At 69.5% G+C, this 15142-nt stretch carries 12 protein-coding genes; 5 read left to right on the top strand and 7 right to left on the bottom strand.

Annotation, left to right across the window (positions count from 1 at the left end):
* Window positions 1–9 precede the first annotated feature (9 nt).
* The gene (locus E1B00_RS11180) at window positions 10–837 is read right to left on the bottom strand and encodes a hypothetical protein (protein ID WP_139448741.1); all 828 of its coding nucleotides are present in this window, start codon (window positions 835–837) and stop codon (window positions 10–12) included.
* Between the two features lie 168 nt (window positions 838–1005).
* Between E1B00_RS11180 and E1B00_RS11175 the strand changes: the two genes are divergently transcribed.
* Together E1B00_RS11175 and E1B00_RS11170 are read left to right on the top strand one after the other, a co-directional pair.
* Complete coding sequence (locus E1B00_RS11175) at window positions 1006–2322, top strand: tryptophan--tRNA ligase (protein ID WP_139448739.1); 1317 nt, start codon at window positions 1006–1008, stop codon at window positions 2320–2322.
* A 76-nt stretch (window positions 2323–2398) separates the two neighbouring features.
* Window positions 2399–3481, top strand: coding sequence for a GGDEF domain-containing protein (locus tag E1B00_RS11170; protein ID WP_139448737.1), 1083 nt, complete (start codon window positions 2399–2401; stop codon window positions 3479–3481).
* 62 nt (window positions 3482–3543) lie between these two features.
* On the opposite strand, the gene E1B00_RS11165 is transcribed toward E1B00_RS11170, so the two are convergent.
* The 6 genes from E1B00_RS11165 to E1B00_RS11140 form a co-directional block, all read right to left on the bottom strand.
* Entirely contained in the window at window positions 3544–3933 is a 390-nt protein-coding gene (locus E1B00_RS11165) for a VOC family protein (protein WP_139448736.1), read from the bottom strand.
* A 1-nt stretch (window position 3934) separates the two neighbouring features.
* Complete coding sequence (locus tag E1B00_RS11160; RefSeq protein ID WP_139448734.1) at window positions 3935–5308, bottom strand: dihydrolipoamide acetyltransferase family protein; 1374 nt, start codon at window positions 5306–5308, stop codon at window positions 3935–3937.
* Window positions 5309–5312: 4 nt separating this feature from the next.
* On the bottom strand, window positions 5313–5648 hold the full coding sequence (locus E1B00_RS11155; RefSeq protein ID WP_139448732.1) for an SH3 domain-containing protein: 336 nt from the start codon (window positions 5646–5648) through the stop codon (window positions 5313–5315).
* A gap of 3 nt (window positions 5649–5651) precedes the next feature.
* Window positions 5652–6632 carry an alpha-ketoacid dehydrogenase subunit beta gene (locus tag E1B00_RS11150; protein ID WP_139448730.1) on the bottom strand — a complete coding sequence of 327 codons (981 nt, stop codon included), beginning with the start codon at window positions 6630–6632 and terminating at the stop codon, window positions 5652–5654.
* 1 nt (window position 6633) lies between these two features.
* A complete protein-coding gene (gene pdhA, locus E1B00_RS11145) occupies window positions 6634–7707 on the bottom strand; it encodes a pyruvate dehydrogenase (acetyl-transferring) E1 component subunit alpha (protein WP_139448728.1) in 1074 nt (357 codons plus the stop codon).
* Window positions 7708–7811: 104 nt separating this feature from the next.
* Window positions 7812–10922 carry a lamin tail domain-containing protein gene (locus E1B00_RS11140; protein ID WP_139448726.1) on the bottom strand — a complete coding sequence of 1037 codons (3111 nt, stop codon included), beginning with the start codon at window positions 10920–10922 and terminating at the stop codon, window positions 7812–7814.
* A 153-nt stretch (window positions 10923–11075) separates the two neighbouring features.
* Between E1B00_RS11140 and E1B00_RS11135 the strand changes: the two genes are divergently transcribed.
* The 3 genes from E1B00_RS11135 to E1B00_RS11125 all read left to right on the top strand — a co-directional run bounded on the left by E1B00_RS11135 (window position 11076) and on the right by E1B00_RS11125 (window position 15136).
* Window positions 11076–11936, top strand: a complete 861-nt coding sequence (locus E1B00_RS11135) for a tryptophan 2,3-dioxygenase (RefSeq protein ID WP_139448724.1) — start codon at window positions 11076–11078, stop codon at window positions 11934–11936.
* A 137-nt stretch (window positions 11937–12073) separates the two neighbouring features.
* Entirely contained in the window at window positions 12074–13573 is a 1500-nt protein-coding gene (locus tag E1B00_RS11130; RefSeq protein WP_139448722.1) for a peptide MFS transporter, read from the top strand.
* A gap of 75 nt (window positions 13574–13648) precedes the next feature.
* The gene (locus tag E1B00_RS11125) at window positions 13649–15136 is read left to right on the top strand and encodes a peptide MFS transporter (protein WP_139448720.1); all 1488 of its coding nucleotides are present in this window, start codon (window positions 13649–13651) and stop codon (window positions 15134–15136) included.
* The last annotated feature ends 6 nt before the right edge of the window (window positions 15137–15142 follow it).

The raw sequence follows: 15142 nt of genomic DNA, 5'->3' as shown, positions 1-15142 counted from the left end.
CGTACGGCGTTACGGATCCGGCGCGAAGCCGATCGGGAAGGCTTCCGGCGAATCCCAGCCGTGCCGACGGCGCCAGGGCAGCACGCCGCGCGCGACCAGGGCTTCGGTGGAGTCGTAGAACACGCTCAGCACCTGGTTGGGGCGCGCACTCTCGCGTTCGAAACGGGTGACGCTGGCGGCATCCCAGCGGCGCTCGCCGTGGCCGGTGCCCAGCTGCTGGCGCGCGGCCAGGCCGGATTCGCGGGCTTCGGACTTCATGGCCGGCGCCGCGGCATCGGCGCTGGAGGCGCCGCGCGCGGACTGGGCTTCGGCTACGGGTGCCGGGGGCGCGGCCGGATACGGCGGCGCGTACCCGTCGTCGCGCGACGAGTAGTGCGGCACGTGCACCGGGCGCCGCTCGCGGAACGCGGCCACGCCGATCACGCCGACGTTGTCGGGGCGGCCGGTCCGCGCCGCGTAGCTGTCGCCCAGCGAGGTGAAATGGAACTCGGCGATTTCGGACAGGTTCTTGCGCCAGCCGCGCACCTCCAGACGTTGCCAGGGCTCGAGCACGTAGCCGCTCTGCTGGCTGCCCGCGGTCTGGCCGCTGATGGCGTTGACGCCGTCCACCGAGACCACGGCCAGCACGCGCTCGCCGGTGAGGTTCTGCAACACCACGGCGTAGCGGTGGCCGGGCCGGCCCTCGATGTAGTCGCGGCCGCGGTGCGGATGGCGGGGCAGGGTTTCGTAGCGGTCCAGGTCGAGCACCTGCAGGTCGACCAGGGTCTGGGCATTGGCGCAGCCGGGCAGGCCGGCCAGCACCAGCAGGGCGGACAGGGCGGCGATCAGGCGGTTCATGGCGGGGCTCCGGAAGGGGTGGGCAGGAATGGAAACGCCCGGACGCCAGAATCGGGGTTAGCCCGCCGACCCCGCCGCAGTGCCCGTTCAGTGCGGCGGTGTCCTTCCGCCGGCGTGTTGCAGGCGATACCCGTCTAAAATGGCCGGGATTCCCCAGCAGGTCCCTCCATGCCCGCCACCCGCGTCCTGACCGGCATCACCACGTCCGGCACCCCGCACCTCGGCAACTACGCCGGCGCCATCCGGCCGGCGATCGCCGCCAGCCGCCAGCCCGGGGTCGAGAGCTTCTATTTCCTGGCCGACTACCACGCCCTGATCAAGAGCCACGATCCGGCCCGCGTGCAGCGCTCGACCCTGGAGATCGCGGCCAGCTGGCTGGCCTGCGGCCTGGAGCCGGAAAAGGTGTGGTTCTACCGCCAGTCCGACATCCCCGAGATCCCGGAGCTGACCTGGCTGCTGACCTGCGTGGCCGGCAAGGGCCTGCTCAACCGCGCGCATGCCTACAAGGCCGCGGTGGACAAGAACCGCGAAGCCGGCGAGGACGACGATGCCGGCGTCACCGCCGGCCTGTTCATGTACCCGGTGCTGATGGCCGCCGACATCCTGCTGTTCAAGGCGCATTCGGTGCCGGTCGGTCGCGACCAGATCCAGCACATCGAGATGGCGCGCGATTTCGGCGCGCGCTTCAACCATCTCTACGGCGAGCACTTCGTGCTGCCGGAAGCGGCGATCGAGGACAACGTGGCGACCCTGCCCGGCCTCGACGGCCGCAAGATGAGCAAGAGCTACGACAACACCATCCCGTTGTTCGCGCCGCGCAACGAGCTCAAGAAGCTCATCGCCGGCATCGTCACCGACTCGCGCGCGCCCGGCGAGCCCAAGGACACCGAAGGTTCGGCCCTGTTCCAGCTCTACCAGGCCTTCGCGACGCCGGAACAGACCGCGGCCTTCGCCGAAGCCTTCGCGGGCGGCATCGGCTGGGGCGAGGCCAAGCAGCAGCTGTTCGAACGCATCGACGCCGAAGTGGCGCCGATGCGCGAGAAGTACGAGGCGCTGATCGCCAAGCCCGTCGAGATCGAGGCGGTGCTGCGCGAGGGCGCGCTGAAGGCCCGCAAGCTGGCGACGCCGCTGCTGGGCGCGCTGCGCCATGCGGTGGGCCTGCGCGACCTGCGCGAGCAGGCGGCCACGAAGTCCGCCGGCAAGGCCAAGGCAGCGGCGCCGAGCTTCAAGCAGTACCGCGAGGCCGACGGCCGGTTCTACTTCAAGCTGGTCGCCGCCGACGGACGCGAGCTGCTGCAGAGCGTGGGCCACGCGTCGCCGCGAGACGCCGGCCAGGCGATCGCGCGCCTCAAGGCCGATGCCGGGGCCGGGCTGCGCGAGGCGGCGGGCGGCCTGCTGCACCTGGGCGAGGACGCGCTCGGCGCACGGATCCAGGACGCCACCGTCGAGGAGATCGCCGCCGCTCTGGCCGCGTTCGCGGACTAGGGTGAGGCACCGGCGGTTCGCGCCGCGTTGACATCGGCCTCACCAGACTTTCATCCGGGCCGGACGCGGAGGAGCCATGGCGGAACGCAGCATCGGGCAAGCGCAGGACGAAGCCAGGCGCCTGGCGGCGCTGCGGCGCTACCGCATCCTCGACAGCCTGCCGGAGCCGGTTTACGACGATGTGGTGAAGATCGCCAGCGCCGTCTGCGGCACGCCGCAGGCGGTGGTGACCTTCATCGAGGAATCGCGCCAATGGTTCAAGGCCAGCCTCGGCATCGAGGGCGAGGAAACCCCGCGCGAAATCGCCTTCTGCGACCAGGCGATCCGCCGGCCCGGCGAAGTGACCGTGGTCAACGACGCCTCGGTGCATCCGCTGTTCCGCAATTACCCTCAGGTCACCGGGCCCGACCACCTGCGCTTCTACGCCGGTGCGCCGATGGTGACGCCCGACGGCCACGCGCTCGGCACCGTCTGCGTCATCGACCGGGTGCCGCGCCAGATCGACGCCGGCCAGGTGGCGGCGCTCGGCAGCCTGGCGCGCATCGTCGTGCAGCTGCTGGAAACGCGCCGCGCCCAGCTCGACTTCCAGCGCCAGCTGGCGGAACGCGAGCTGGTGACCCAGGACCTGATCCGGCATCAGCGCGAGCTCGAGGCCCACAACTCCGAGCTGTCGCAGCAGGCCAGCCAGGACCCCCTGACGGGCCTGCTCAACCGGGCCGGCATGCAGCGCGCCTCGGCCAGCGCGCAGTCAGGCTGGTCCGGCAGCGGACCGTTCTGCGTGGCCGTGCTCGACATCGACCACTTCAAGCGCATCAACGACAGCTTCGGCCACGCCACCGGCGACTCGGTGATCCAGGCAGTGGCTGGCGCCATCCGCCGCAACGTGCGCGGCGGCGACATCGCCGTGCGTTACGGCGGCGAAGAGTTCCTGGTGATGATGCCGGCGACGCCGGCCACCGGTGCGCGCACGGTGATCGAACGCATCCGCCGCGAAGTCGCCGAACAGCCCGGCCTGCCGGCGCGCGTGACGGTATCTGCAGGCCTGGCGATGGGCCAGGCAGGCCGCGACGAACCGGAGGCCGTGTTCCGCGCCGCCGACCAGGCCCTCTACCTGGCCAAGCGCCGCGGCCGCGACCGCATCGAAGTCGTCGAAGACTGAAAATCCGGGGTCAGAGTGTGTTTATCTTGCGGCTCAGGATAAACGCACTCTGACCCCGGATTTCAGGGGTGCACGTTGGCGTTGTTGCGGTGCAGGCGGCTGCGGGCGCGCACCACGCAGAAGCGGTGGCCGGTGGGCGCCTCGAGCACGATCCAGCGGCCGTCGCGGGGCCGCGATACTTCCTTCGCGCCCAGGGCGACCAGGCGCGCGGCCTCGGCCTCGATGTCGTCGCTTTCGATGTCCAGGTGCACCCGCGACGGATGCTGCACCTTCTGCACCTCGATGTGCAGGCCGAGCGCGCTGCCGTCCAGGCAGGCGTACTTGTCTTCGCCACCTTCGTCCGGGTCGGTCACCGGCAGGCCCAGGGCCTGGCTCCAGAAGTCGGCCGCGGCGCCCAGCGAGCCGCCCTCGCAGTCGATGATGAAACCGGCCAGCCGGCTGCGGTGTGCCATCTCAGCGGGCCTTCTGCAGGTCGTCCATCACCGCGCGCAGGAAACGCGCGGCCTCGCCGCCGGTGGCGGCCCGGTGGTCGAAGGTCAGCGACAGCGGCATGATCCGGTGCGTCTCCAGGCCGCCCAGCACCGGCACCACCGCGTGGTGCAGGCGGCCGGCGCCGATGATGGCGACGCAGGGCGGCACCACGACCGGCGTGGCGTACTTGCCGGCGAAGACGCCGAAGTTCGACAGCATCATCGTGTAGTCGCGCAGGTCTTCGGGCGGCAGGCTGCGGTTCTTGACGCCGTCGCGGATGCGGTTGAGCTCGCGCCGGACTTCCTGCGGATCGCGGCCGCCGGCGTCGCGCAGGTTGGCGACGAACAGGCCGTCCGGCGAATCGATGGCGATGCCCACGTGCACGCGCGAGTGCCGGCGCAGCGTGCCTTCCTTGGCGTTGAACCAGGCGTTCATCGCCGGCTCGACCGCGGAGGCGGCGGCGAGGGCGCGGATCAGCCGCGCCATGATGTCCTCGCCCGGCGCCCAGGCATGGATGTCGGCGTCGTCCATCAGCGTGGTCGGCACGACTTCGGCATGCGCCTGCGACATCGAGCGCACCATGTTGCGGCGCACGCCGCGGATGGGTTCGTCGCTGTCGTACTTCGTGTTCGGGTCGCGCGCGGGCGGCGGCGAGGGTGCGCGGGCCACCGCCGGTTCCGGCGCACGATAGGCGGCAGGGGCCGCGGCCACGGGCGCCGCACTGCCGGCCGCGGCCGCGTTCTTCACGTCGGCCATCGTCACCACGCCGTCGGCGCCGCTGGGGCGCACGCGGCCGATGTCGACCTTGAGTTTCTTCGCCAGCGCACGCACCGCCGGCATCGCCTTGACGCCGCCGATGGCGACCGCCTGTTCGCTGCGCACGGCGTCGGAGCTCTGCATCGCGCCGACCACGGTGCCGGCGTCGCCGCCCTGTTTGGGTGCGGCGCCTTCGCCGGCGCGCACTTCGCCGCCCTCGTCGGAGGCGACGACGGTGGTCGCGTGGCCGTCATCGCGCGAGGGCTCGTCCGGCACCGGGTTTCCGGCGCCCTTGTGGCCGCCGTGGCCGTGCGAATGGCCGGTGTCCTGTGCGTCCGCACGCTGCGGCAGGTTCGGATCGAGCTCGACTTCCGCCAGCCAGCTGCCGGTGACGATCACATCACCCGCCGCCCCGGCCAGGCGCGTCACCTTGCCCGAAAAGGGCGAGGGCACCTCGACCACGGCCTTGGCGGTTTCCATCGAAACCAGCGGCTCGTCCAGCTTCACCACGTCGCCGACCTTGACCAGCCATTCGACGATCTCGGCGTCGGGCAGGCCTTCGCCCAGGTCGGGCAGCAGGAACAGTTTCTTTTCGCTCATGGGGTCACTCGATGACGGGTTCGATGTCGAGGTCGCGGTCGGGCAACCAGCCGGTTTCGCCGATGATGTTCTCGGCCCACCACCAGCCGCCGGCCGCTTCGAGCAGGCGCACGACGTCGCCGGCGTTGGCGGACAGCTCGCGGGCGTCGTAGTCGCGGACGGCGAGGTCGCCGTCCAGGCGGTCCTGGTGCACCCAGCCGCTCTTGCCGCGCGGGTCGGTGGCCCAGAGGAACTCGGGCCACTCGGTGTCGCGCGTGCCAAGCACCAGGCGCTCGCCGGCCGTGAACGCGATCGGGTCGCGGTGCTGCGGGCGATAGTCGCGGCGCAGGCGGGCGCGCATGGCTCAGCTCGCCGCCAGCGTGCGCTTGGTCGCCGCGACGATCTTCTCCACGCTCGGCAGGTATTTCATCTCCAGCCGGAACAGCGGGATGTGGGTGTCGTAGCCGGTGACACGTTCGACCGGCGCCTGCAGGTCGTACATCGATTCCTCGGCCAGGCGGGCGGCGATCTCGGCGCCGAAGCCGGCGGTCTTGGCGGCCTCGTGCACGATCACGCAGCGGCCGGTCTTGGCCACCGATTCGCGGATGGTGTCGAAGTCCAGCGGCTTGAGCGTGGCGACGTCGATGACTTCGGCGCTGATGCCCTCGGCGGCGAGCTTTTCCGCGGCCTCCAGGGTTTCCTTCACCTGCGCGCCCCAGGTCACCAGGGTCACGTCGGCGCCGTCGCGCAGCACGAAGCACACGTCCAGCGGCAGCGCCTCGCCGTCGTCGGGCACCTCTTCCTTGTACTGGCGGTAGATGCGCTTGGGCTCGAAGAAGACCACCGGATCCGGGTCGCGGATCGCGGCCAGCAGCAGGCCGTAGGCGCGCTGCGGCGAGCTCGGCATCACCACGCGCAGGCCCGGCACATTGGTGAAGATCGATTCGTTGGCTTCGGAATGGTGCTCCGGCGCGCGGATGCCGCCACCCCAGGGCACGCGCAGCACCATCGGGCAGGTCAGGCGGCCGCGGGTGCGGTAGCGGAAGCGGGCGGCGTGGCAGACGATGTGGTCCACCATCGGGTACATGAAGCCGTCGAACTGCGCTTCGGCGACCGGCTTCATGCCCTGCGAGGCGAGGCCCACGGTGAGGCCCGCGATCGTGGTTTCATCGAGCGGTGTGTCGAGAACCCTTTGGTCGCCGAACTGCTGCTGCAGGCCGGCGGTGGCGCGGAACACGCCGCCGTTCACGCCCACGTCCTCGCCCAGCACGATCACGGTCTCGTCGTGTTTCATCTCCCAGGCCAGGGCCTGGGTGATCGCTTCGATCAGGGTGATGGCGGCCATCTCAGCGGCCCTCCCACTTGATCGCGTCTTCGCGCTGGGCCTGGAGGTCGGCCGGCAGCTCCGCGTAAAGGTAATCGAACATGGCCTCGACCGGCTGCACCTTGGTTTCCAGGTAGGCGTTCACTTCCTCGTCCACCTTCCTGCCGCACTCCTCTTTCCAGGCGGCCTCTTCGGTCTCGCTCCACACGCCCTCGCTGATCAGGAAGGTGCGCAGGCGCGACATCGGCTCGCGCTCCCAGGCCGCCTTCACTTCGGCATCCTCGCGGTAGCGGCGGGCGTCGTCGGCGGTGGTGTGGTCGCTGAGGCGGTAGGTGACCAGCTCCAGCACGCTGCCGCCGTGGCCGTTGCGGGCGCGCTTGAGCGCGTGGTCCATGGCGGCGCGCACGGCGATGATGTCGTTGCCGTCCACCTGCACGCAGTCCAGGCCGCCGGCCAGGCCCTTCTGCGCCAGGGTCTTGGCGCCGGTCTGCGACTTGCGCGGCACCGAGATCGCCCACTGGTTGTTGACGATGCACAGCACGAAGGGCAGGGCGTAGGCGCCGGCGGAGTTGATCGCGGCGTAGGTGTCGGTCTTGGAGCTGCCGCCGTCGCCGACGCAGGTCACGGCCACGCGCGGTTCGCCGCGCAGCTTGAAGGCCAGCGCGGCACCGGCCGCGTGCAGGCACTGGGTGGCGATCGGCACGCACCAGGGGTAGTCGTGCGGCGGGCCGGAGAAGTCGTTGCCGCGTTCGTCGCCGCCCCAGTACATCAGGATGTCGCGTGGCTTCACGCCGCGCACGATCTGGGCGCCGTACTCGCGGTAGGAGGGTGCGAACACGTCGTCGTACTGCATCGCGCTGCCGATGCCGATGTGCGCGGCCTCGTGGCCCAGGCAGCTGGCATAGGTGCCGAGCTTGCCGGTGCGCTGCAGGGCCACCGACTTGGTGTCGAAGGTGCGCACGTACAGCATCTGCTTGAACAGCTCGACCAGGTTGCGGCGGTCGCGCGCGAACTCGGGAAGATCCTCACGGACGAGGCGGCCGTCCGGCCCGAGGTACTGCAGGTATTCGATTTCGAAACTGGCTACCAGGGACATCGAGTCCCTCCCGGGGAAACGAGGCCCCGATCATAGCCGAGCGCGCCGGCCGAAACGAAACGGGCGCCCGAAGGCGCCCGTTCGCTGGCGAATGGTGCGTGGGCTCAGTCGCCCCAGGTCCAGCGCGGACGGCCCACGACCTTGGCGCTGTCGGCGCCGGCGTCATTGCTGGCGCGGGTGTCGTTGCTGCGGGTGTCGGCCTGCGCGCGCAGGCCGACGCTGTCGATCGCGGTCAGGCGCACGGCTTCCAGGTTGACCAGCAGGAAGTCGATCTCGCCCGCCGCCATCGGCGTTTCGCGGCCGCAGAAGACTTCGCTGCCGCCCGACACCGCCACCGGCGCGCCGCAGTCCCAGCCGGCGGCCAGCACCTGGCGCACCTGGGCCGGCGTGCCGTCGATGCGCAGGGTGACTTCCGGACGCAGCGCGCGCGACTGGCCGCGGTTGCGCACGGTGGCCACGAAGGGCACCACCTGGCCGTCGAACACCAGCTTGAACGGCGTGAACACCGTCGTCGCCAGGTCCGCGTCCAGGAAGGCGGGCACGACCAGGTCGGCCACCAGCGGATCGTGGTCCGAGGTGCGCACCGGCACGGTCGGGTCGGCGGCGTTGTCGGTGGCGAAGTCGCTGTTGACGCGGGCGTGGTAGAGCGTGGCCTCGGTCGTCTCGATGACGGCCTGGTTCACCAGCGCGTGGTCCAGGGTCTGGGTGTTGCCCTCGAAGACGTAGGAGTAGCGCTCGGCTTCGGGCTTGGTGCCGATCAGGTTCACCAGCGGGCGGGTGACGGCGCTGTCGCCGTGGACCAGCACCTGGTCGGCCGGCGCCGGTTCGCCGCGGATGATGCCCATCACGTCCACGTAGCCGTCGTTGAAGTCGAAGGCGTTGTAGTCGCCGATCAGCACCAGCGGTGCGGTGGCATCGGCGGCCTGGATCGACTCGACCAGCTCCGAGACCTTGATGGCCTGCTGCAGGCGCTTGCCGCGCGAGCGGTCGCCGTCGGTGCCCCAGACCGCGCGCGGCGTCAGGTCGTTGACGTCGAGCAGGGACAGGGTGTGGTTGAGCAGCACATTGATCGGGTAGCTGCGGCCGCGTTCGCCGTTGATGCGGCCCTGCAGCAGCAGCGGGGCGCGGTCGAACAGCACGCCGTTGGCGGTGCCGTCCGGCGCGGTCAGGGTGTCGCCGACAAACTGTTCGGTCACCGAGTCCACCTCGACCCGCGGCCGGCCATCGGCCAGCGGCGCGGTCTTCACCAGATAACCCAGTCGCTGGCTGCCCGAGGTGGACAGCAGGTAGGCCTGGTACATCGGGCTGGTCGGGCAGGTGCCGAACTCGTTGTCGTTGATGGCGCGGGCCAGGCGCTGCGCCGTCTCGAGGTTGGCGATCTCGACCAGGCCCACCACGTCCGGGTTGCGCAGGTACTGGCAGAACACTTCCGACAGCTTGCTCAGGCGATTGAGCGGCACCGACTCGCCGCCGCTGAGGTTCTCGATGTTGTAGCTGCCCACGCGCACCGCGCCTTCCTCGGCCGCGGGCACGGCGGCGACGTAGGCGCCGCCGCTGATCGCCAGCGTGCTGCTGTCGCCGATCAGCAGGGTGAAGTCGCCGCGGTCGTAATACATCACGCCCTGCATGCCCTCGATCAGGGTGCCCGCGTCGACGTTGAGTGCGCTGCCGCCTTCCAGGCCGGTGCTTTCCACGCGCAGCCGCTCGGGGTTGCGATCGAAACGCACGATGTTGTTGCCGGCCGGCAGCGGCACGGCGTCGAGCGCGGCGATGCCGGGCTCGCGGGCCGGACGCGGCGTGGTCGGCAGCGTGACATGGAAATCACCAAAGGCATTGGTGGCGCCGACGACCTTGGCGGCCGGCAGCTGCACGCGCATGCCCTGGTAGCGGCCCAGGGCCGCGGTGGACAGGCCTGGCGAGAGCACGCTCTCGTCGATCAGCACCGGCGCCGGCAGCGCCTGGCCGCCGGCCAGCACCGTCGCGGAGGAGTTGCCCAGCTGGGTCAGCGGGTAGCCGTGCGGGGTGCGCGAGAACTGCGTCACGCGGCCGGCGACGCGCAGGCGGTTGCCGACGGTGGCGGCAGCCGGCGGCGCGGCATTGGTGAACACGAACAGGCCTTCGGCCGTGGCCGGGTCGCCGTCCTCGTCGCCCGGGGCGCTCTGGATGAAATAGCCGTTGGCGCGGCGGGCGGTGACGATGCCTTCGGTCACCACCTCGGTGCCCACGGCCAGCGGCGAACCGACGCCCTGGCCCTGGATGTCGGAGATGTCGACGCGGGCGACCACCGACAGCGCGATGCTGGCCGCTGCGCTGCGGCCTTCGGCGTCGGCGATCGCGACCGGCAGCACCTTCGGGCCGGCGGCGGTGCCGGCGGCGACGGTGGCCTGGTGCGAGAAGGTCAGGTCGCCGGCGATCGCATCGCCGTTGCTGCCGTCGTCGACGAAGGCCTGGGATGCGGCGCCGCCGATGGCGCTCAGGTCGGCCGAAACCGTCAGGCCGGTGCTGGCCGGGTTCGCGCCCGGGACCACTGCGACCGTGAGCAGGGTGGCGTCGCCGGCGGCCAGGCTGGCCGGGCTGGCGCCGCCGCTGGCGGTCGGGTCGGTCGGCAGGCTGCCGCCGCCGCAGGAGGCGGTGTGGCTGCCCAGGCCGTCGAAGGTGTCGGTGGCGTAACCGTCCCATTCGCCGGCCGGGTCGAAGGCGTCGCTGCCGTCGGCATCGCCGGCGCAGACGGTGGCCTTGCGGCGGATGGTGTTGTCGGCGGTCGAGGCCAGGCCCGCGCCCCACTGGGTGCCCGGGTCGAAGCCGATCTGGCCGGCCACGTCGAGCAGGGCGCCGGCGCTGCCGCCCTTGCGCAGCACGATGGCGTCGTCGCCGTTGAACCAGCTGGTGCCGGACACCTGCTGCGCCGCGGCCAGGATGGTGGCATTGGCATTGCTGGGCGCGATGACGAAGGCGCCTCCGTCGGCGACCGTGCCGCTCAGCGCCAGGGTGAAGTTCGGCGTGGTGCCGCCGTTGAAATAGAACTGCAGGGTGTAGCCGCCGGCCGCGAGGTCGACGGGGGCGCCGGTGCCGTTGTAGATCTCGACGGCCTTGTTGTTGCTGCTGCCCTCGATGATCTCGGAGAGCAGCAGGTCGGCGGTGGCGGCGCTGGCCGGGGCCGCGAACGGCAGGGCAAGCAGCGCGAAAAGGGCGTGCAGGCGCTTGTGATGGCGCATGGATAGGTACCTTTGGGGAGTCCAGGGGCTGCCAGCGCGTCCGGAACCCCGTGAAGGGCCCCTGTCCAGACCGTGACAGAGTCCGCAGTTTATATCGGAAAATGCGTCGCCCGCATGACAGACTTGCGCCCTTCACGGACCGACCCGCCGACCATGACCCAGCCCCCCAACCAGCGCGCCCTCGAGCAGGGCATCACCACCGACCTGCGGGACCGGCTCAGCTATGGCGGCTACCTCCAGCTCGACACCCTGCTGTCAGCGCAGAAGCCGCTGTCCAATCCCGCTCACCACGACGAGATGCTGTTCATCGTCCAGCACCACGTGGCCGAGCTGTGGCTGAAGCTGGTGATCCACGAGCTGCGGGCGGCGATCGACTGCCTGAAGAACGACGAGCTGGGCCCGATGCAGAAGACCCTGGCCCGGGTGAAGCTGGTGCAGCGCCAGCTCTACGAACAGTGGTCGGTGCTCGAGACCCTGACCCCGGCCGACTACCTGGCCTTCCGCGACGTGCTGGGCCCGGCCTCGGGCTTCCAGTCGCTGCAGTACCGCCTGGTCGAATTCCTGCTGGGCAACAAGAACGCCGACATGGTGCGCGTGTTCGGCCACGACACGGCCGCCACCGCCGAGCTGCAGGCCGCGCTGGACGCGCCCAGCCTGTACGACGAATTCCTGCGCCATCTGCACCGCCGCGGCTATGCCATCCCGGCGGCCTGCGTCGAACGCGACTGGTCGCTGCCGCACCAGCGCGAGCCCGGCCTGATCCCGGTGTTCAAGGCCATCTACGAGGACACCGACCGGCACTGGGAGGCCTACGCCACCTGCGAGCAGCTGGTGGACGTGGAGGTCAGCTTCCAGCTCTGGCGGTTCAGGCACATGAAGACGGTGGAACGCATCATCGGCTACCGGCGCGGGACGGGCGGCAGCTCGGGCGTGGGTTTCCTCAAGCAGGCCCTGGACCTGACCTTCTTCCCGGAGCTGTTCGAGGTGCGGACCGTGCTGGGGCAGCCGGGCTGAGGCCCGGCCGCCGGGCCATTCAGGTTTGACGGGCGCGGCCGCAGCGGTTACACCTTCCGGGCCCCGCGACGCCGCTTCTGCCGGCCCGGGGCGCAGCAAGCACCATTCCAATCACTAGAAACCAGGGGAGAGACCGCATGAGCGGTGCCGCCACCACGCCCAACGAGGCGCCCATTCCGCAGTACCCGCAGCTGTTGGGTCATCCCAAGCCGCTGTGGATGCTTTTCATGACGGAGTTCTGGGAGCGCTTCGCGTTCTACGGCATCCGCTGGGCGCTCGTCCTCTATATCGTCGCGCAGTTCCACGGAGGTGACGGCAGCGGCCAGGCGCCGGCCAACCAGACCTATGGCGCCTACCTGGCCCTGGTCTATGCGGCGGCGATCTTCGGCGGCTACGTAGCGGACCGCATCATCGGCTACCAGCGTTCGATCCTGCTGGGTGCGGTGATCATGGCGGCCGGCCTGTTCATGATCGCGGTTCCCAGCGAACAGGTCTTCAACCTCGGCCTGGCGACGATCATCGCCGGCAACGGTCTGTTCAAGCCGAACATCTCGACGATGGTCGGCAAGCTGTACTCGGTTACCGACGAGCGCCGCGACTCCGGCTTTACGTTGTTCTACATGGGCATCAACCTCGGCGCGATGGTTGCCCCGCTGCTGACGGGCTGGCTTGCCGAGCAGGTGTTCGGAACGACGCAGTTCCCGTCGTACAAGGTCGTGTTCATCGCATCCGGCGTTGGCATGCTGATCAGCCTGGTCTGGTTCTGGTTCGGGCGCCGCCAGCTTCAGGGCGTGGGCCGGCCCAACGAAGGCGGAGAGAACAAGGCCCGCGTGCTCTACACGGCGATCGGCGCCCTGGTCGCCATCCCGGTGATCTACTTCCTGCTTTCGCTCGGCGCGAGCACCCTTCAGTGGATCCTGACGGCGATGTTCATCGGCCTGGGCGTGATGCTGCTGGTCGAAGGCATCCGCGAGGGCAGCAAGCAGCGCGACATGGTGATCGCGATGCTGATCATCTTCGCCTTCAATGTGCTGTTCTGGTGCTTCTTCGAGCAGGCAGGCAGTTCGTTCACCTTCCTCGCCAACGAGATCGTCGACCGCGAGATGTTCGGATGGACCTGGCCGGTGGCCTGGTTCCAGTCGGTGAACTCGCTGGCGATCATCACGCTGGCGCCGCTGATGGCCTGGTTGTGGGTCGCAATGGGCCGCGCCAACCCCTCGATTCCGCGCAAGTTCGGCCTGGGCCTGCTGTTCAACGGCGTCGCCTTCGCGCTGCTGTGGTTCGCGCTGTCGGCGCTCGTCGACAATTTCGGCAAGATCCCGTTCTGGACCCTGTTCATGGTCTACGTGATCCAGTCGGTGGGCGAGCTGTGCCTGTCGCCGATCGGTCTGTCCATGGTCACCAAGCTGGCGCCGGTGCGCCTGGTCGGTTTCGGCATGGGCGGCTGGTTCCTGTCGACCGGCATCGGCAACAACCTGTCGGGCATCTTCGCCAGCCACGTCAGCGGTGCCGAGGGCATGACGGTCGCCTCCGCAGCCTCCGGCTACGAATTCGGTTTCTGGGCGCTGGTGATCCCGGGCGTGCTGCTGTTCCTGATTGCGCCCCTGATCCAGAAGCTGATGCACGGCGTGAAGTAAGCACCGGCGTTCAACGTACCGCCACGCGGCCCGGGATCTCCGGGCCGCGTCGTTTCAGGCAAAAGGAAAAACCGCATGGCCGTCTCCGCTTCGTCCCACACCTCGTTCACGCCACCGCCGCCGGGCGACAAGTTCGGGCAGCCTGCCGCACTCTGGCAACTGGTGCATTCCGAGTTCTGGGAGCGGTTCGCGTACTACGGCATGCGTGCGTTGTTGGCGATCTACGTTGCCGACGCGTTCTTCTCGCTTCTGCCCGACAACGAGGCCAAGGCGCAGGCGGCATTGACCTACGGCGCCTATACCGCGCTGATCTACGCGACCGGCATCTTCGGCGGCTTCATCGCCGACCGTTACATCGGCTACCGGCGCGCGATCGTGATCGGCGGACTGCTGATGGCGGCCGGCCTGTTCCTGCTTCTGGTGAAGGACCTGCAGTGGTTCCTGCTCGGCCTGTCGCTGATCGTGGTGGGCAATGGGCTGTTCAAGCCCAACATCTCGACCATGGTCGGTCGGCTGTACGCGCCGGATGACGTGCGCCGCGATTCGGGCTTCACCTGGTTCTACATGGGCATCAACGCCGGTGGCGCGATCGCACCGGCGATCTGCGGCTGGCTGGTCGGCGCGCGCTTTGGCTACCAATGGGGCTTTTTCACCGCCGGCCTGGGCATGCTGTTGGGGCTGGTGGTGTTCCAGTGGCGTATCGCGCGGCTGGGCGACATCGGCAAGGCGCCAGACGGCGGGAATGGCGCGGCGCGGGTCCTGGTGGTGGTGCTGGGTGCGCTGGTGGCGGTGCCGCTCGTCTACCTGCTGCTCAACCAGAAGACCCTGGTGGGCTATCTGCTGATCGGCTTGTTTCTGGTGCTGACCGTGTACTTCATCGCCTCGGGCATCCGCAGCGGCGACAAGGTGCAGTTGCACCGCTACATCGCGATGCTGCTGCTGTTCCTGGCCAAGATCCTGTTCTGGGGCATGTTCGAGCAGGCGGGTTCGTCGCTGAACTTCTTCGCCAAGGACCACGTCGATTCGCCCTTCGACTTCACGCTGTTCCAGTCCGCCAATCCGACCTTCATCATCCTGATGGCCCCGGTGTTCGCCTGGCTGTGGCCGAAGCTCGAGGCGCGCGGCATCAACCCGTCCATTCCGCGAAAGTTCGGCATCGCGGTGATCCTGGTGGCGATCGGGTTCAGCGTGCTGGTGGGCAGCATCGGCGGCCAGACCGGCACCGAGGTCCGCATCGCCTGGGAGATCCTCGCGCTGGCCTACCTGATCAACACCATGGGCGAGCTCTGCCTGTCGCCGATCGGGCTGTCGATGGTGAGCAAGCTGGCGGCGATGCGCGACACCGGCCTGGCCATGGGCGCCTGGTTCCTGTGCACGGCGATCGGCAACTTCGTCGCCGGCGCGGTGGCGGCGGTCGCGTCCGGCGGCGGCGCCAGCGGAACCGCGGGCATCGAGCAGTACGCGGCGATCTACACCCAGATCGCGATCGCGGGCTTCGTGTTCGGCGCGGCCTTCATGCTGTTCGCCCCTCTGGTCAACAAGCTGATGCACGGCGTGAAATAAGGGCCT

Origin of the sequence: Arenimonas terrae (genome assembly GCF_006265115.1) — a bacterium.
Classification (GTDB): domain Bacteria; phylum Pseudomonadota; class Gammaproteobacteria; order Xanthomonadales; family Xanthomonadaceae; genus Arenimonas; species Arenimonas terrae.
Note: the sequence above shows the minus strand (reverse complement) of the source record. Positions and strands in the feature narration are given on the sequence as shown.